The following is a 16,388-nucleotide window of genomic DNA, read 5'->3' as shown; positions in this document are numbered from 1 at the left end:
CACCGGGCGGAAGGCACCTATGGCATGTTCGCCGCGATGTCTTCCAGCCACAGGGTCGCGGTGCCGTCCGAAGGTGCGCGCCAGTCGCCGCGCGGGCTGACCGCACCGCCGCTCGACACCTTCGGGCCGTTGGGCAGGGCCGACCGCTTGAACTGGCTGGTCTGAAAGAAGCGCCGGCAGAAGCGCTCCAGCCAGACCCGGATCGTCGGCAGGTCGTAGGCGACCTGCGCCTCTGCCGGGACATCCGTCGGCCAGCGCCCGGCCGCCGCATCGCGCCACGTATGCCAGGCGAGGAAAGCGATCTTGGACGGGCTCAGTCCGTGGCGCAGCACATAATGCGCGAAGAAGTCGTTGAGGGCATAGGGGCCGATCATGTCCTCGGTGGACTGGAGCGCGCCGGTCGTTTCATCCGCCGGCACCAGTTCGGGGCTGATTTCCTGCGCCAGGATCGCGGCCAGTACCCGATTGGTCTCGTCGTCATATTGGCCGGTGCGGATGCACCAGCGGATCAGGAACTGGATCAGCGTTTTGGGCACGCCGGCATTGACCGCATAATGGCTCATCTGGTCGCCGACGCCATAGGTGCACCAGCCCAGCGCCAGCTCCGACAGGTCGCCCGTCCCCAGCACCAGCCCGCCGCGCTGGTTGGCGAGGCGGAAGAGATAGTCGGTGCGCAGCCCGGCCTGCACATTCTCGAAGGTCACGTCATAGACCGGCTCTCCGGCCGCGAAGGGGTGGCCCATATCGGCCAGCATCTGGCGCGCAGCGGGTCGGATATCGATTTCCGCGGCGGTAATGCCCAGCGCGCGCATCAGCGCCCAGGCATGGGCCTTGGTCCCCTCGCCGGTGGCGAAGCCCGGCATGGTGAAGCCGAGGATCGTGTCGCGCCCGCGGCCCAGCCGATCCATCGCCTTGGCCGCGACGATCAGCGCGTGGGTCGAATCCAGCCCGCCCGACACGCCGATCACCAGCGTCGACGCGCGCGCCGCCTCCAGCCGCTTCGCCAGACCCTCCACTTGGATGTTGAAGGCCTCGTAGCAGTCCGCGTCGCGCTTGGCGGGATCGTTCGGCACGAAGGGGAAGCGGCGGATATCGCGCGCCAGCCCGCCGCGCTCCGCGACGTCGTCCAGATCCTCGCCATGGGTGAAGGCGATCAGACGGAACCGGGTCTCCGGGTGCCCCGCCTCGCGCGCGGCATCGTTGAAGGTGCCGAAGCGGGTCCGCTCCTGGATCAGGCGCTCGGCATCGACATCGGCGAGCACGAGTTGGGGCCCGCGCGCGAAGCGCTCGGATTCGGCGAGCAGCTCGCCCAGTTCGTAGACGAAGCCCTGCCCGTCCCACGACAGGTCGGTGGTGCTCTCCCCGATCCCCGCCGCCGAATAGACATAGGCGGAGGCGGTCCGGGCCGACTGGGCCGCGGCGAGCAGCATCCGCTCGCGCGCCTTGCCGATCACGATGTTGCTCGCCGACAGGTTGCAGCAGATGAGCGCTCCGGCCAGCGCGCCCATGGTCGAGGGTGGGGTAGGGGCCCAGTAATCCTCGCAAATCTCGGCATGGAAGGTGAAGAAGGGCAGGTCGTCCGCCGCGAACATGAGGTCGGCGCCGAAGGGCACCGGCCCGGCGGCGTCGAGCCCCCCGCCCAGGTCGATCGTCAGCCCGGTCAGGCCGCCGCCGCTCGCGAACCACCGCTTCTCGTAATATTCGCGATAGTTGGGCAGATAGGTCTTGGGCACCACGCCCAGCACCCGCCCGCGCGCGATCACGACCGCGCAGTTATAGAGCCGCCCGGCCCGCTCGATCGCGGCACCGACCAGCAGCACGGGCTTCAGCGTCACGCTCGCCGCCGCCACCGCGCGGATGCCGGCGAGCGTCGCCGCCTGTTGCGCCGATTGCAGGTGAAGATCGTCGATCGCGTAGCTGGTGAGGTTCAGCTCGGGGAAGACGACGAGGTCGCAGCCCTTGGCGTGCGCCTCCTGCGCCAGCGCGATCGTGCGCGCGGTGTTGGCGGGCACATCCCCCACGCTCGCCGGCGGCGTCGCCGCCGCGACCCGGATCATGCGATGGTGATGGAGCGAGAAGAAGCGATGGGTCATCGCTTCACTAATCATGTGGGGAGGGGTTTGCACCATCCTCGGTCAAGTGGGGCCGGGTTGGATCGGGGTGTGTGGTGGCTCTGTTCTGTCCATCATGCCCGTAACTGCGGGACCCCTGTGCAAGTCGCGACGATAGCCTCCTACAATCGTCATCCCGGACCTGTTCCGTGATTCATGATTTGGCAGAATGAAGGGCTTGTATGCGAGTGGGACGGTGGATGCGGGAACGAGTACGGCATCGGGGTAGTATTTTCGCACAGGTCTCGCAAATGCGGGAACAAGGGCTCTACAGGTCGTGGAAGCCAAGGATCAAAGGTGGACGACACCCAGAATGACGACATGGTCTGCGTTCCACGACGTGGGCCGCGGCACGTCGTCGCTGCACGGGCCACCGTCAGGCATCACAACTTCGATGGCGCCGTGTGCTTTGAGTTCACGTGCAACGGATTCTAGGGAGCGGATTCCGCCGCTATAGTCTCGTCCTTGGGAGGCTGAGCGATAGCAGATGATAAATCTCTGCAAATTCAAGTCCGTCCACTGACGCACCGCATTTTCAGCGACGCCTCGCGATTGCTCATCTATTTCGCCGTCAGGGGTCATGCGAACGATGAAGGGCCCACTTTGCGGGTCGTAGATTTCTGGAGGCGGTGGCGGCGTCGGTGGCACGCCATGCGTCCTGCTCGCTGAATGGTTCGCGCTGGGCTGAGATAATTGGAGGCCGTTCAGCGCGGCTGTTGCTGTTGTCAGCGTGATGACCGCTGAAAAGGCAAAGGACATGACATTCAGCCTCATGATGCGAAGCCGGAACCGTATAGACCGCTCGTATTTCCGGACGATGACCGCTACGATGCTTCCGGCCTGCGAAATCATGGGTCGATCATATTAGATCTGACAACCGCAATGATTCTCACTGCCGCCTACACTGAACGAATGATTGATGTTTTTTGAAGGTTTATCGCTCCCGTGTCGCGGGAGGTCGCGGCGTTCGGTAGTAAAGCGGTCGACTCATCCCCGCCGATTGGACCTACAATGACCGCCACCCTCTACGGCATCCCCAATTGCGACACCGTCAAGAAGGCCCGCACTTGGCTCGATCAGGCGGGCATCCCATTCGCCTTTCACGACTATAAGAAGGCCGGCATCGACCCCGACACATTGCGCGGCTGGGTGGAGCGGCTCGGCTGGGAGGCGGTGCTGAACCGCTCCGGCACCACCTTCCGAAAGCTGCCCGAGACCGACCGGACGGACCTCGATGCGGAGCGGGCGATCGCGTTGATGGTGGCGCAGCCGTCGATGATCCGGCGGCCGATGCTGGTTCATGGCGAGGTGCTGGAAGCAGGGTTCAAGCCTGATCGCTACGCGGCGATCTTCGCGCGCTGACTGGCCGCACCATCGGACTGCGGCTAGAAGCGCGCAAATGTCCACCACCTACACGCTCGACACCGCGACCAGCCGCGCGAACCCGACGCCCGCGCCGCTCAAGCGGCTGACCGTTCCGGCGATCCGCGCGCGAAAGGTCGATGGCACGACGGCGGAGCCGCTGGTGATGCTGACCGCCTATACGGTGCGCACCGCGCAGTTGCTCGACGCGCATTGCGACCTGCTGCTGGTCGGGGACAGTCTGGGGCAGGTGGTCTATGGCCTGCCCTCGACCGTACCCGTCACGCTCGCGATGATGGCGGCGCACGGCGCGGCGGTGGTGCGCGGCAGTTGGCATGCCGTCGTCGCGATCGACATGCCTTTCGGCAGCTACGAAGCCTCGCCCGAGAAGGCGTTCGAGAGCGCCGCCTGGCTGCTCAAGGAAACCGGCGCCGCCGCCGTCAAGCTGGAGGGGGGTGAGGCGATGGCGCCCACCGTCCGCTTCCTGACCGAACGCGGCATTCCCGTCATCGGCCATGTCGGGCTGACCCCGCAGGCGGTGAACATGCTGGGCGGCTATGGCGCGCGCGGACGCAGCGACGCCGAAGCCGCCAAGATCGAGGGCGACGCCCGCGCCGTGGCGGAGGCGGGCGCCTTCGCGGTGGTGGTGGAGGGCGTGGTCGAGCCGATCGCGATCGCCATCACCCGCGCGCTCGCCTGCCCGGTGATTGGGATCGGCGCCTCGGCGCAATGCGACGGGCAGGTGCTGGTGGCGGAGGACATGCTCGGCCTGTTCGAGAGGGTGCCGCGCTTCGTGAAGAAATACGACGATCTCGGCGCTCGGATCGGCGAGGCCGCGGCCCGCTATGCCGAGGAGGTGCGGGCGCGCAGCTTTCCCACCGACGACCAGGTCTATGCGCCGCGGGATTGATCGGCTTCCGTTTGGCGGTGAGTGCGGCTAAAGGCGCTGATCGCCCCTTTCCTGTCCGTTCCCCTCCACAACCCGGAGCCGCTCCTTGGCGCTGTCGCCCGAATCCAACGAAGCCTTCCTGCGCGAGGTCGATGACGAGGTCCGCCGCGACGATCTGGTCCGGTTCTGGAAACGTTGGGGCATCGCGGTCGGGGCCGTCGTCCTGATCGGACTGGCGGCATTCGGCGCCTATCTGTTCTGGCAGCATCGCCAGGGCGAATCGGCCGGGCAGGAGGGCGAACGGCTCCAGGCCGCCTATGACGCGCTGTCGACCGGCCAGATGGACAAGGCGCAGCCGCTGCTGGCGGAGCTGAGCAAGTCGGATCGTGATGCCTATCGCGTCCTCGCCCTGTTCAGCGAGGCGGACATCCTGCTCCGCCGCGGCGACACCAAGGGCGCGGCCGCGAAGTTCGCCGCCGTGGCGGGCGACAGCGGCGTCGCCCAGCCGTTCCGCGACCTTGCGCTGGTCCGCCAGACCGCGACCGAGTTCGACACGCTGCCGCCGCAGCAGGTGGTCGACCGCCTGCGCCCGCTCGCGGTGCCGGGCAATCCGTGGCTGGGAAGCGCGGGCGAGATGATGGCGGTGGCGCAGATGCGGCTCGGCCAGCGTGGTCCCGCGGGCCAGCTCTTCGCCCGCGTCGCGCAGGATGAAGGCGTGCCCGAGTCGATCCGTCAACGTGCGGTTCAGATGGCGTCCCTATTGGGAGTCGATGCGAGCCCCGCCGGCGGCCGGGCCAATCAGGATAGTCCCGCGCAATGATGAAGCAGTTTCGCGCGCCCGCGATGGTCGCGGCGCTGGTGGCGCTCAGCGCGTGCGGCGTGTTCAAGGGCGGTGGCCCGAAGAAGACGCCGACAGTCGGCCAGCGCGTGCCGATCCTCACGTCCGAGAACGGGGTAGAGGCGGACGCCGCGCTCGCCCAGATGGCGGTCACGCTGCCCGCCGCCGAGGTCAACGACGCCTGGGCGCAGCCCGGCGGCAATGCGGCCAAGTCGGTCGGCCAGCTCGCGCTCGGTGAGACGCCGGCCCGGGCCTGGCGCACGACCATCGCCGGCGGCTCGCCCCGCGAGCGACTGGGCGCGGCGCCGGTCATGGCCGACGGCAAGGTGTTCGTCGTCGACGTCACCGCGACGCTGCATGCCCTGTCGGCGGACACGGGCGCGTCGCTCTGGACCGCGCAGCTCGCGGCCGACACCAAGAAGAACCGGCCGGCGCGTTTCGGCGGGGGCGTCAGCTTCGACAACGGCCGGGTCTATGCCACCGACGGGCTGGGCGACGTCGTCGCGTACGACTCGGGTAGCGGCAAGGAATTGTGGCGGGCACGGCCAGGCGGGCCGCTGCGCGGCGCGCCGACCCTGGCGAACGGCAACGTCTATGTGCTGACCCAGGACAACCAGATCTATGCACTCGGCGACGCCGACGGCAAGGTCCAGTGGGTCCAGTCCGGCACTGTCGAGACGCAGGGCGTCTATGGCGTGGCCGCGCCCTCGGCCAGCCAGGGCTCGGTCGTGGCGGGCTACAGCTCGGGCGAGCTGTCGGCCTATCGCTACGAGAACGGGCGCGTGCTGTGGCAGGACGCGCTGTCGCGCTCCTCGACCACGACCGCGGTCGGCAGTCTTGCCGACATCGACGCCTCGCCGGTGGTCGACCAGGGCCGCGTCTATGCGGTCGGGCAGGGGGGGCGCATGGTCGCGCTGGAGCTGTCGACCGGTCAGCGGCTGTGGGAACAGAATATCGCCGGCATCTCCACGCCCTGGCTGGCGGGCGACTGGCTGTTCGTCGTCACCGACGACGCGCGGCTGGCCTGTCTGTCGCGGGCCAGCGGCAAGGCGAAGTGGATCGCGCAGCTGCCGCGCTTCCGCAAGCCGAAGGGGAAGAAGGGGCCGATCACCTGGTTCGGTCCGGTGCTCGCGGGCGGTCGCCTGACCATGACCAACTCGCTGGGCCAGATCGTCATGGCCTCGCCCGCCGATGGCAGCGTGGTGCAGACGATCGAGACCAAGGTGCCCTTCGCGCTGCCGCCGATCGTCGCCAACAACACCCTGTTCACCCTCGACCAGAAGGGGCAGGTCACCGCCTGGCGGTGACGCGAACGGCATGGCCCGGCTTCCCACCGTCGCGATCGTCGGCCGACCCAATGTCGGCAAGTCGACGCTGTTCAACCGCCTGGTCGGCAAGAAGCTGGCGCTGGTCGACGACCGACCCGGCGTGACCCGAGACCGGCGCGAGGGCGACGCGCACCTCCTCGGCCTCGACTTCCGCGTCATCGACACGGCGGGCTATGAGGATCACGACGCCCAGACGCTGCCCGGCCGGATGCGGATGCAGACCGAGGCGGCGTTGCGCCAGGCCGATGTCGCGCTGTTCCTAGTCGACGCGCGCGCGGGCGTCGTGCCGCTCGACGAAGAGATCGCCCGGTGGCTGCGCCAGTCGACCACCCCGGTCGTACTGGCGGCCAACAAGGCCGAAGGGCGTGCGGGCGAGCAGGGCATTCTCGAATCGCTGGCGCTCGGCTTTGGCGATCCGGTCCAGCTCTCCGCCGAACATGGCGAGGGCGTCGGCGACCTGTTCGAGGCGCTGCTGCCCCATCTGGAAAAGACGGAAGACGAGGCCGAGGACGAAGAGGATGAAAGCCCCGACGCGCCGCTGAAGCTGGCGATCGTCGGACGTCCCAACGCGGGCAAGTCGACCCTCATCAACCGGATGCTCGGCGAGGAACGGCTGATCACCGGCCCCGAGGCGGGGATTACCCGCGACTCGATCGCGATCGACTGGGAGTGGCACAGCCCGGCCGGCGAGACGCGGGCGGTGCGGCTGATCGACACCGCCGGGATGCGCAAGAAGGCCAAGGTGCAGGACAAGCTGGAGAAGCTTTCCGTTGCCGACGCCCTGCACGCGATCGACTTCGCCGAGGTGGTGGTGCTGCTGCTCGACGCGACCCTGGGACTGGAGGCGCAGGATCTGCGGATCGCCGACCGGGTGCTGCAGGAAGGGCGGGCGCTGGTGATCGCGCTCAACAAATGGGACATCGCCGAGAACGCCTCGTCGCTGTTCAACGGCGTGAAGAAGGCGCTGGAAGACGGGCTGAGCCAGGTGAAGGGCGTGATCGTCATCACCGTCTCCGGCGCGACCGGCAAGGGTATCGACCAGCTGCTCGGCGCGGCCTTCGAGGTGCGCGAGGCCTGGTCGAAGCGGGTCGGCACCGGCGAGCTCAACCGCTGGTTCGAGCGGGCGGTCGAGGCCAATCCGCCCCCCGCGCCGGGCGGCAAGCGGATCAAGATGCGCTACGTCACCCAGGTGAAGACGCGGCCGCCCAGCTTCGTCATCTTCGGCACGCGCGTCGACCAGCTGCCCGCCAGCTACGAACGCTATCTGGTGAATTCGATGCGGCGCGAACTCGGCTTCGGTGCGGTACCGGTGCGCCTGACCCTGCGCGCGCCGAAGAACCCCTTCGACAAACAGGACTAATTGCCGGGCGCAACCCGCTGTTTACCTTCGCCCGGTAAGCGGACGACTGGGGTTTAGACAGCCGGAGCAGGGCCGTGTCGTTCGAGGGAAGCACTTTGGTGGACTGGACCGCCTATCATGCCGCGCGGGCGGAGCTGGGCAGCGGGTTCGTGCGCATCCTCGGCTATTTCCGCGAGGACGGCGTGAAGTCGGTGGCGGCGATCGAGGCAGCGATGCGCGCGAATCAGGCGGCGGCGCTGGTGATCCCGGCGCACACGCTGAAGGGCGAGGCCCGCCAGTTCGGTGCGGAGCCGCTCGCGATGTTGGCCGAAACGATCGAGATGACGGCGCGGGACTGCGTCGAGCGACAGGATACACCGGAGCACGCCTTGCAGGACGTGACCCGGCTGCGCCCGTTGTTCGAGGAGACGCTGGCGCTCTTGGAGCGTGAAGCGAGCCCGCTGGTCACCCAGCGTCGGCCCACACCGCCCGCCGCTGGCGGCTTCGGTCGCCGCTCGGGACCGACCGGCTACTGAACGCGCCGCCAGCGCTGCCACTCCGCCCGTGACAGGCTGCGCCACAGCCATTCGAACGGGCCATAAGGATGGCGGCGGAGCCAGGGCGCGCTCCACGCCAGCATCGTGATCCATGCGAGCGGCGCCAAGGCATAGACCGATGCGCGGCTCCACTGGCCGAACTGCGCCAGACCCCAATTGAAGAAGAACGTCATCACGAGGCTGGTGCCGAGATAGTTGGTGAAGGCGCAGCGCCCGGCTGCGGCGACCCGCGAGGTCAGCCGGCCGCCGGGCCGCATCGCCAAGATGATCAGCGCCGCAAAGCCCAGGACACCGGCCTGTCGCAGCGGCTCGGCGACCGCGATCGAGGCGAAATAGACGGCGGGCATAGCGAAGCCCCGGACGATGGTGTTGCAGCCCAGGGCCGTATAGCCGGCGAGGGACAGAAGGAGTCCGGTGGTCGCCCACCGCCGGTAGCGCTCGCGCTCCCACCGGCCGGTCAGGAACCCCGAGCGCAGGCCGGCCATGCCGAGAAACATGGAGCCCAGTGTCTCGGGTCCCACCGCCAGCAGCGCCGTGAGCGGACCGGTAGCGTGATGCCACCGCCAGCCGAACTCGCTCAGCCATCCACCGCGCTGGGCCGCGACCTCCGCCGCGATCTCGCGCGCTGGCGGAACGCCAAATACGGCTGCGAAGCCGTTCCACGTCGCCTGTGCCGACGCGGTCGCTCTCGGGGCGCTCTCCAGCAGCGCTACGAGGCCCGCCACAGCCATCACCATGCTCAGGACGAGGCAGCCGATCCCGATCATGATCAGTGTCCGCGTCCGGTAGCGGGTCATCGGATAGGCGATCAGCCCGCACAGCGCATAATGCGCCAGGATATCGCCCCACCAGATCAGATAGAGATGGATCAGGCCGATGCCGAACAGCACCGCCATCCGCCCGCCATGGACGGCCAGCGGATCGTCGCCAGCCGCGCGGGCTCTTTCGATCACCAGCAGCAGCGATGCGCCGAAGAGGAAGGCGAACAGCCCGCGCATCTTCCCCTCGATCAGGACGAAGTTGATCAGCCACAAAGCGATATCGAGGGGCCGGGTGCCGCCCGCCGCCAGCGGCGAGAAATAGGCGGCGGAGGGCAGGCCGAAGGCGGGCAGGTTGGCGGTGACGATGCCCATCACCGCAACGCCGCGAATGACGTCGAGCGACAGATGACGGTCGGCGTGCGGGATTGCCGGGGCGGAAACGGCTGCGGTCATGCACCCGCGCCTGTCATGGCAATGTGGCGAGCGGACGGCATCCGCCCGCTCGCCGCCCCTTGGGTCAGGACATCGAGAAACGGATACGGGTGCGCGTGCGACGACGCATCGATCCGCCGATCAGACCAAATCCGGCGATCATCAGGGCCCAGGTCGATGGTTCCGGCACGGCCAGGACGCTGTTGATCCAATTGCGATGGATCGACGTGGGGACGAAGCCGCTATATTCGCCGAAGGAGTCGTTATAGACTTTGTCGATGTCGCCGAGATTGTAATAGGTGAGGCCGAACGACGTCACGCTCGCCAGCTTGCCGTCGACGAACTGCGGCCCGCCGGAATCGCCGGGCGCCGTGGTTGCTTCGGTCGGACCGCGACCCAAATCGCAGAATTTGTAGCTCTGTACCCCGACGAAGCCGGTCAGGACACAGGCAGCATCGTTGGCGCGCTTGCCGTTGTCGAAATCGGCGAGATAGACGTGGCTGTAGTCGGCCTTGCCGAATTCATCATCGAAGGCGCCGTTGAGGATCGGGTCCCCCAGCCTGAACTCGTAGCGATTGTCGCCCTGCCGCCGGCGCCCGACTCCCGCATCGACCCCGAGATCTCCACCGACGGTCGAGCGGCGACCATAGCCGGCGGTGTTGAAGTCGGTCAGACTGAGATCGTCACCGTCATAAAGGTCGTAGCTGTTGGCGAAGAGCGGCGCCAACTCGGACAGGCGCAGGACGGCGATGTCATTCTGGTCGATGACCTCGCCGGTATAGGCCGCGTTGACGAAATAGTCGCTGACGTCGACGGCGGTCGCCGCGCTGCTTTGCCACGGAATCGTGTCGGGATCGCTGCCGTTATAGAAATAGGCGGTCGTCTTGATGGGGGCGGCCGTCCCCGCCCCGTCGCTAACACAATGGCCCGCGGTCAGGATCGAGCGCCGATCACCCAGCAGCGATCCCGAGCATACGAAGCTGCCCGCCGCGCCGCGGTCCATCAGAAGGGCGACGACACCGCTATATTTCTGCGCAGTCGCGAAATATCGCGGGTCTCCACCAAAGGCTACACTGGCAGTGGAGGTGCGTCCAACAATAGCATTAGACGCCTCGAATTTTAGTCCGTTTGCCATAGTACTAGTCACCGTGGCGGCGACGGAAGGAACAGGGAGCGCCATGATCAGCGAAACAGCTGCAGCATAAAAAGCTTTGTTTTGCATATCTTTGTCCCCTTGTTTAGCGTGCGAGCCAAAAGTCTGGCGGCAACTGAAGGTTAACAAAGATCATCGGCGCGTAAAGAATGCGTCACGCCTTTTTCTCGCACTTGCAACATAAACGCGAGGTCGTCAGATCTGGAAGTTTTGGCCGCAGGTGCCAGCGTGGGCCCTATGCCAGCGCGGCGTCTGCACCCATCAGGCGGGGAAAGAAGCCCTCATGTGCCGTCCGCAGATCCGCCAGAGACACCACGTCATCGCGGTCGGGCCGCTCGAAGATCAGGCGGCTGCCACCGGTGCGTCCCTGCGGCTCCACCTCCACGCCCGCGGCATGGGCCGCGCCGAGGAAATCGAGCAGCGCATGGTCGTGGACGGTGACGATGTAGACGCCCTGATCCTCGGCGAAGAAGCTGCGTGCGCAATCGAAGGGCTGCTTGCGGTCGATCATCGCGCCGATGTTGCCGGCGAGCGCCATCTCGGCGATCGCCACCGCCACGCCGCCGTCCGAGACGTCGTGGCAGGCGGTCACCTGACCGGCGGCGATGGCGGCGCGGAGAAAGTCACCGGTGCGGCGCTCGGCGGCGAGATCGACGGGCGGCGGCGGACCCTCTTCGCGGCCATGGCATTCGCGCAGCCAGAGCGACTGGCCGAGATGCCCGCCGCGCGTGCCGACCGCCAGGATCACGTCGCCCGTTCCCTTGAAGGCGATGGTCACGTTCCGCTGCCAGTCCGGCATCAGGCCGACGCCGCCGATCGCGGGCGTGGGCAGGATCGCCGAACCGCCGCCGGTCGCCTTTGATTCATTGTAGAGCGAGACGTTGCCCGACACGATCGGGAAGTCGAGCGCACGGCACGCTTCGCCCATGCCCTCCAGGCAACCGACGATCTGGCCCATAATCTTGGGCCTCTGGGGATTGGCGAAGTTGAGGCAGTTGGTGATCGCGAGCGGTGTCGCGCCCACCGCGGTCAGATTCCGCCACGCCTCCGCTACGGCCTGCTTGCCGCCCTCGACCGGGTCGGCAAAGCAATAGCGCGGCGTGCAGTCGGTGGTGATCGCCAGCGCCTTGTCGGTGCCATGGATGCGTACGACCGCGGCGTCGCCGCCGGGGCGCTGGACGGTGTCCGCGCCGACCATATGGTCGTACTGCTCCCAGATCCAGCGGCGCGAGGCGATGTCCGGCGAACCCATCAGGGTCAGGAGATCGGCGGCGATGTCGCGGCTGTGCGGAGCATCGGCGAGCGGTGCAGGCTTCGGCGTCGGCACATGCGGACGGTCGTAGAGGGGCGCCTCGTCGGCGAGCGGGCCGAGCGGAATGTCACAGACCGTCTCGCCCTGCCATTTCAGGACCATGCGGCCGGTATCGGTGACATGGCCGATCACGGCGAAGTCGAGCTCCCATTTGCGGAAGATCGCTTCCGCAAAGGCTTCGCGGCCGGGCTTCAGCACCATGAGCATCCGCTCCTGGCTCTCCGACAGCATCATCTCATAGGGCGTCATGCCCTCCTCGCGCTGCGGCACATCGTCCATGACGAGTTCGATGCCGACGCCGCCCTTCGACGCCATCTCGACCGAGGAGGAGGTGAGGCCGGCCGCGCCCATGTCCTGGATCGCGACGATCGCGTCCGACGCCATGAGTTCGAGGCAGGCTTCGATCAGCAGCTTTTCGGTGAACGGATCGCCGACCTGCACTGTCGGGCGCTTGGCATCGGCGTCCTCGCCGAAGTCGGCCGAGGCCATGGTGGCGCCATGGATGCCGTCGCGACCGGTCTTGGAGCCGACATAGACGATCGGATTGCCGATGCCGGAGGCCGCCGAGTAGAAGATCTTGTCCTGATCCGCGACTCCCACGGTCATCGCATTGACCAGGATGTTGCCGTCATAGGCGGGGTGGAAGTTCACCTCGCCGCCCACGGTCGGCACGCCCACGCAATTGCCATAGCCGCCGATGCCCGACACGACGCCCGAGATCAGGTGCCGCATCTTGGGGTGATCGGGCCGGCCGAAGCGCAGCGCGTTCATGTTCGCCACCGGCCGCGCGCCCATGGTGAAGACGTCGCGCAAAATGCCGCCGACGCCCGTCGCCGCGCCCTGATAGGGCTCGATGTACGAGGGATGGTTGTGGCTCTCCATCTTGAAGATCGCCGCCTGACCGTCGCCGATATCGATCACGCCGGCATTCTCGCCGGGACCGCAGATCACCTGCGGCCCCTCGGTCGGCAGCTTCTTCAGGTGTATGCGGCTCGACTTGTAGCTGCAATGCTCCGACCACATGACGGAGAAGATGCCGAGCTCGACCAGGTTCGGCTCCCGCCCCAAAGCGTGGAGAACGCGGTCATATTCCTCCGGAGACAGGCCATGCTCGGCGACGAGTTCGGGCGTGATCTGGGGCGCGGTCTGAGTCATGGCAGCGCCTTTAGCGATGCAGCGCTGGCGCGTCACCCCGGGAGGTGGGGGAGGCTATTGCAACCACGGTCTCGCGATGCCATTTTTTGCCATCATGCATCAGGAGGCGCCCATGGCCACGATGAACATCTCGCTGCCCGATCTCATGCGCGACTATGTCGAAAGTCGGATCGATAGCGGTCATTATGCCAGCGCCAGCGATTATGTTCGCGACCTAATCCGCCGCGATCAGGATGCGCTGGATGACGAAGCGCGCTGGTTGCGCGATCTGGATGCGTCGATAGCCGAGAGCCTTACGGAGATGCGCGCCAGCGGAGGCATCGATCTCGATGCCGCCTGTGATCGCGCGTTGGAGGAGACTGCGAACCCCGCCGAACCGAAATGAGGGTAATCCTGTCTTCCCGCGCCTCAGCCGATCTGACGCGCATCGGCGGGTTCATCGCGCGTGACAATCCGGCGCGGGCCAGAAGCTTTGTCGGTGAGCTGCGCGAGACTGCGCTGACGCTGGCCGCGATGCCAAACGCCTTTCCGCTCGTTCCGCGATACGAGGCGGAAGGAATACGCCGACGATCGTGGAAGGGCTATGGCATACTCTACTCGGTGCTGCCTGACCGTATCTTCATCCATCGTATTCTGGGGCCGGGTCAGGACCATGACCGTGCCTTGCGGCTGCGTTAGTGCGTAACGTCGATAGGCAGAGCAGCTGAACCGTCGACGGGGAGGACGGTTCAGCTGCTCACAATCCCATACCGCGTCAAGCCGCCACCGTCTCCACCTCGGCCGGCAGGCGGATCAGATAGTCGAAGGCGGACAGCAAGGCCTTCGAGCCTTCGCCCATGGCGATCACGATCTGCTTGAACGGCACGGTCGTGACGTCGCCCGCCGCGAAGATGCCGGCGACGGAGGTTTCGCCGCGGGCATCGACCTCGATCTCGCCGTGCAGCGTCAGCGCGACCGTGTCCTTCAGCCATTCGGTGTTGGGGACGAGACCGATCTGGACGAACACGCCCTCCAGCGGCAGCTCATGCGCTTCGCCGCTATTGCGATCCTTATAGTGGAGGGCGGTGACGCGGGTGCCGTCGCCCTGCACTTCGGTGGTGAGGGCGGACGTCACGACGCTGACATTCGGCAGGCTGGCGAGCTTGCGCTGGAGCACCGCATCCGCCTTCAGGTCGGCGGCATATTCGATCAGCGTGACATGCGCGACGAGGCCGGCAAGGTCGATCGCGGCCTCGACGCCCGAATTGCCGCCGCCGATCACCGCGACGCGCTTGCCGCGGAAGAGGGGGCCGTCACAATGCGGGCAATAGGTCACGCCCTTGTTCCGGTACGCCTCTTCGCCCGGCACGTTCATCGAGCGCCAGCGCGCGCCGGTCGACAGGATCACCGTGCGCGCCTTCAGCGTCGCGCCGCCCGCCAGCCGCAGCTCGTGCAGTCCGCCAGGGCTGCGCGCCGGAATCAGCCGCTCGGCGCGCTGCAGGTTCATCACGTCGACGCCATATTGGTCGACATGCGCCTCCAGCTGCTGGGCGAGCTTCGGCCCCTCGGTATGCTGGACCGAAATGAAGTTCTCGATCGCCATCGTGTCGAGCACCTGCCCACCGAAGCGCTCGGCGACGAGGCCGGTGCGGATGCCCTTGCGCGCGGCATAGATCGCCGCCGACGCGCCGGCCGGGCCGCCGCCGACGACGAGCACGTCGAACGGATCCTTGCCCGCGATCGTCGCGGCGGTCCGCGCGGCGGCGCCGGTGTCCAGCTTGGCGAGGATCTGCTCCACCTCCATGCGACCTTGCGCGAACGGCTCGCCGTTGAGGAAGACGGCGGGGACGGAGAGGATGTTGCGGCTCGCCACCTCGTCCTGGAACAGCCCGCCCTCGATCGCGGTATGGCGGATGCGCGGGTTAATGACGCTCATCACGTTGAGCGCCTGCACCACGTCCGGGCAGTTCTGGCAGGTCAGCGAGAAATAGGTTTCGAAATGCCAGTCGCCCTCCAGCGCGGCGATCTGCTCGATCACTTCGGGCGCGAGCTTGGGCGGGTGGCCGCCAACCTGAAGCAGGGCGAGGACCAGCGAGGTGAATTCATGGCCGAGCGGAATGCCGGCGAACCGAACCGCCACGTCTGTGCCGGTGCGGCGGATCAGGAAGGAGGGGCGGCGCGCATCGTCGTCGCCCTGTGCGACCGATACCTTGTCCGACAGCGCGGCGATCTCGCCGAGCAGTTCGACCATCTCGCGCGACTTGGGGCTGTCATCGGCCGCCGCGACCAGTTCGATCGGCTGGCGGATATTGGCGAGATAGGTCTTGAGCTGGGTCTTGAGCGCGGTGTCGAGCACGGATGCCTCCGTTGGTTATACAATCCTCCCCGGCACGGGGAGGGGAACCGCCGCACAGCGGCGGTGGAGGGTGGCTGCCGCCAGTAAACCGTATGCGGCGGCCCCCCTCCGTCAGCCCTGACGGGCCGCCACCTCCCCAAATTGGGGAGGAGTTAGATCTTGCCGACGAGGTCGAGCGACGGGGCCAGCGTGGTCTCGCCCTCTTCCCACTTGGCGGGGCAGACCTCACCCGGATGGGCGGCGATATACTGCGCGGCCTTGATCTTGCGGAGCAGCTCCATCGCGTTGCGGCCGACGCCCTCGCTGGTGATCTCCATCAGCTGGATCGTACCCTCCGGATCGACGACAAAGGTGCCGCGGTCCGCCAGGCCCTGGCCCTCACGCATCACGCCGAAATTGTTGGTCACGACACCCGAGGGGTCGCCCAGCATCGTGAAGTTGATCTTGCCGATCGCCGGCGAGGTGTCGTGCCACGCCTTGTGGCTGAAATGAGTATCGGTCGACACCGAGTAGATCTCGACGCCCATCTTCTCGAAGGTGGCGTAATTGTCCGCCAGATCCTCGAGTTCGGTCGGGCAGACGAAGGTGAAGTCGGCCGGATAGAAGAAGAAGACCGCCCACTTGCCCAGCACGTCACCCTCGGAGACGGTCAGGAACTTGCCCTGGCGATAGGCCTGGGTGGTGAAGGGCTTCAGCTGGGTGCCGATGATCGACATGCTCGTATCTCCAGTTGTGCAATGCGGTAACGACACGCCATGTAGTGCGCCGCGATGCAGCAGGAAAGGGCGATTATTTCACTGCGAATAATCGCCTGTG

14 protein-coding genes and 2 pseudogenes are annotated in these 16,388 nt (G+C 66.8%); 8 read left to right on the top strand and 8 right to left on the bottom strand.

Translation table 11 applies throughout. The features are described from left to right. Positions 1–17 precede the first annotated feature (17 nt). Both IEX18_RS06670 and IEX18_RS06665 read right to left on the bottom strand, forming a co-directional pair. The gene (locus tag IEX18_RS06670; protein WP_188657968.1) at positions 18–2,093 is read right to left on the bottom strand and encodes an NAD(+) synthase; all 2,076 of its coding nucleotides are present in this window, start codon (positions 2,091–2,093) and stop codon (positions 18–20) included. 309 nt (positions 2,094–2,402) lie between these two features. Next, positions 2,403–2,963, bottom strand: coding sequence for a hypothetical protein (locus tag IEX18_RS06665; RefSeq protein WP_188657967.1), 561 nt, complete (start codon positions 2,961–2,963; stop codon positions 2,403–2,405). A 159-nt stretch (positions 2,964–3,122) separates the two neighbouring features. Here IEX18_RS06665 and IEX18_RS06660 point away from each other — a divergent pair, with 159 nt between their 5' ends. The 6 genes from IEX18_RS06660 (at position 3,123) to IEX18_RS06635 (ending at position 8,403) form a co-directional block, all read left to right on the top strand. After that, on the top strand, positions 3,123–3,473 hold the full coding sequence (locus tag IEX18_RS06660; RefSeq protein ID WP_188657966.1) for an ArsC family reductase: 351 nt from the start codon (positions 3,123–3,125) through the stop codon (positions 3,471–3,473). 37 nt (positions 3,474–3,510) lie between these two features. Continuing rightward, positions 3,511–4,383 (top strand): 3-methyl-2-oxobutanoate hydroxymethyltransferase, encoded by an 873-nt coding sequence (panB, locus tag IEX18_RS06655; protein ID WP_188657965.1) that lies wholly within the window; start codon positions 3,511–3,513, stop codon positions 4,381–4,383. An 85-nt stretch (positions 4,384–4,468) separates the two neighbouring features. Beyond that, entirely contained in the window at positions 4,469–5,182 is a 714-nt protein-coding gene (locus IEX18_RS06650; RefSeq protein ID WP_188657964.1) for a tetratricopeptide repeat protein, read from the top strand. Continuing rightward, positions 5,179–6,507, top strand: coding sequence for an outer membrane protein assembly factor BamB family protein (locus IEX18_RS06645; protein WP_188657963.1), 1,329 nt, complete (start codon positions 5,179–5,181; stop codon positions 6,505–6,507). Before IEX18_RS06650 ends, IEX18_RS06645 begins: the two co-directional genes overlap by 4 nt. 10 nt (positions 6,508–6,517) lie before the next feature. Further along, positions 6,518–7,888: a ribosome biogenesis GTPase Der gene (der, locus tag IEX18_RS06640; protein ID WP_188657962.1), complete on the top strand. Its 1,371-nt coding sequence runs from the start codon at positions 6,518–6,520 to the stop codon at positions 7,886–7,888. A gap of 74 nt (positions 7,889–7,962) precedes the next feature. Further along, the gene (locus IEX18_RS06635; protein ID WP_188657961.1) at positions 7,963–8,403 is read left to right on the top strand and encodes an Hpt domain-containing protein; all 441 of its coding nucleotides are present in this window, start codon (positions 7,963–7,965) and stop codon (positions 8,401–8,403) included. Here IEX18_RS06635 and IEX18_RS06630 read toward each other — a convergent pair. From IEX18_RS06630 to purL, 4 genes and pseudogenes are all read right to left on the bottom strand, one after another. Further along, positions 8,397–9,638: a DUF418 domain-containing protein gene (locus IEX18_RS06630; RefSeq protein WP_188657960.1), complete on the bottom strand. Its 1,242-nt coding sequence runs from the start codon at positions 9,636–9,638 to the stop codon at positions 8,397–8,399. The genes IEX18_RS06635 and IEX18_RS06630 overlap by 7 nt on opposite strands. A gap of 64 nt (positions 9,639–9,702) precedes the next feature. Next, positions 9,703–9,819: pseudogene (locus IEX18_RS18855) on the bottom strand (PEPxxWA-CTERM sorting domain-containing protein); the annotation flags it as partial. A 441-nt stretch (positions 9,820–10,260) separates the two neighbouring features. After that, positions 10,261–10,752 (bottom strand): annotated as a pseudogene (locus IEX18_RS18850) (trypsin-like serine protease); the annotation flags it as partial. Positions 10,753–11,005: 253 nt separating this feature from the next. Then, positions 11,006–13,237, bottom strand: coding sequence for a phosphoribosylformylglycinamidine synthase subunit PurL (gene purL / locus IEX18_RS06620; protein WP_188657958.1), 2,232 nt, complete (start codon positions 13,235–13,237; stop codon positions 11,006–11,008). A 112-nt stretch (positions 13,238–13,349) separates the two neighbouring features. On the opposite strand from purL, the gene IEX18_RS06615 reads away from it, so the two are divergent. Together IEX18_RS06615 and IEX18_RS06610 are read left to right on the top strand one after the other, a co-directional pair. Then, a complete protein-coding gene (locus IEX18_RS06615; RefSeq protein WP_188657957.1) occupies positions 13,350–13,622 on the top strand; it encodes a type II toxin-antitoxin system ParD family antitoxin in 273 nt (90 codons plus the stop codon). Continuing rightward, entirely contained in the window at positions 13,619–13,915 is a 297-nt protein-coding gene (locus IEX18_RS06610; RefSeq protein ID WP_188657956.1) for a type II toxin-antitoxin system RelE/ParE family toxin, read from the top strand. The genes IEX18_RS06615 and IEX18_RS06610 overlap by 4 nt, the downstream gene beginning before the upstream one ends. Before the next feature lie 76 nt (positions 13,916–13,991). Here IEX18_RS06610 and ahpF read toward each other — a convergent pair whose 3' ends face one another. Beyond that, a complete protein-coding gene (ahpF, locus tag IEX18_RS06605) occupies positions 13,992–15,572 on the bottom strand; it encodes an alkyl hydroperoxide reductase subunit F (protein WP_188657955.1) in 1,581 nt (526 codons plus the stop codon). 152 nt (positions 15,573–15,724) lie between these two features. Further along, a complete protein-coding gene (ahpC, locus tag IEX18_RS06600; RefSeq protein WP_188657954.1) occupies positions 15,725–16,288 on the bottom strand; it encodes an alkyl hydroperoxide reductase subunit C in 564 nt (187 codons plus the stop codon). Positions 16,289–16,388: the final 100 nt, after the last annotated feature.

The organism is Sphingomonas metalli, from assembly GCF_014641735.1.
GTDB lineage: Bacteria > Pseudomonadota > Alphaproteobacteria > Sphingomonadales > Sphingomonadaceae > Sphingomonas > Sphingomonas metalli.
This window is presented reverse-complemented; position numbering and strand designations above follow the sequence as displayed.

What these genes read in the sequence shown, in the direction of transcription:
- IEX18_RS06610 (WP_188657956.1), top strand. Translation starts at nt 13,619, where the DNA reads ATGAGGGTAATCCTGTCTTCCCGCGCCTCAGCCGATCTGACGCGCATC.
- IEX18_RS06615 (WP_188657957.1), top strand. Translation starts at nt 13,350, where the DNA reads ATGGCCACGATGAACATCTCGCTGCCCGATCTCATGCGCGACTATGTC.
- IEX18_RS06665 (WP_188657967.1), bottom strand. Translation starts at nt 2,963, where the DNA reads ATGATTTCGCAGGCCGGAAGCATCGTAGCGGTCATCGTCCGGAAATAC.
- IEX18_RS06630 (WP_188657960.1), bottom strand. Translation starts at nt 9,638, where the DNA reads ATGACCGCAGCCGTTTCCGCCCCGGCAATCCCGCACGCCGACCGTCAT.
- der (WP_188657962.1), top strand. Translation starts at nt 6,518, where the DNA reads ATGGCCCGGCTTCCCACCGTCGCGATCGTCGGCCGACCCAATGTCGGC.
- IEX18_RS06660 (WP_188657966.1), top strand. Translation starts at nt 3,123, where the DNA reads ATGACCGCCACCCTCTACGGCATCCCCAATTGCGACACCGTCAAGAAG.
- purL (WP_188657958.1), bottom strand. Translation starts at nt 13,237, where the DNA reads ATGACTCAGACCGCGCCCCAGATCACGCCCGAACTCGTCGCCGAGCAT.
- ahpC (WP_188657954.1), bottom strand. Translation starts at nt 16,288, where the DNA reads ATGTCGATCATCGGCACCCAGCTGAAGCCCTTCACCACCCAGGCCTAT.
- IEX18_RS06645 (WP_188657963.1), top strand. Translation starts at nt 5,179, where the DNA reads ATGATGAAGCAGTTTCGCGCGCCCGCGATGGTCGCGGCGCTGGTGGCG.
- panB (WP_188657965.1), top strand. Translation starts at nt 3,511, where the DNA reads ATGTCCACCACCTACACGCTCGACACCGCGACCAGCCGCGCGAACCCG.
- IEX18_RS06670 (WP_188657968.1), bottom strand. Translation starts at nt 2,093, where the DNA reads ATGACCCATCGCTTCTTCTCGCTCCATCACCATCGCATGATCCGGGTC.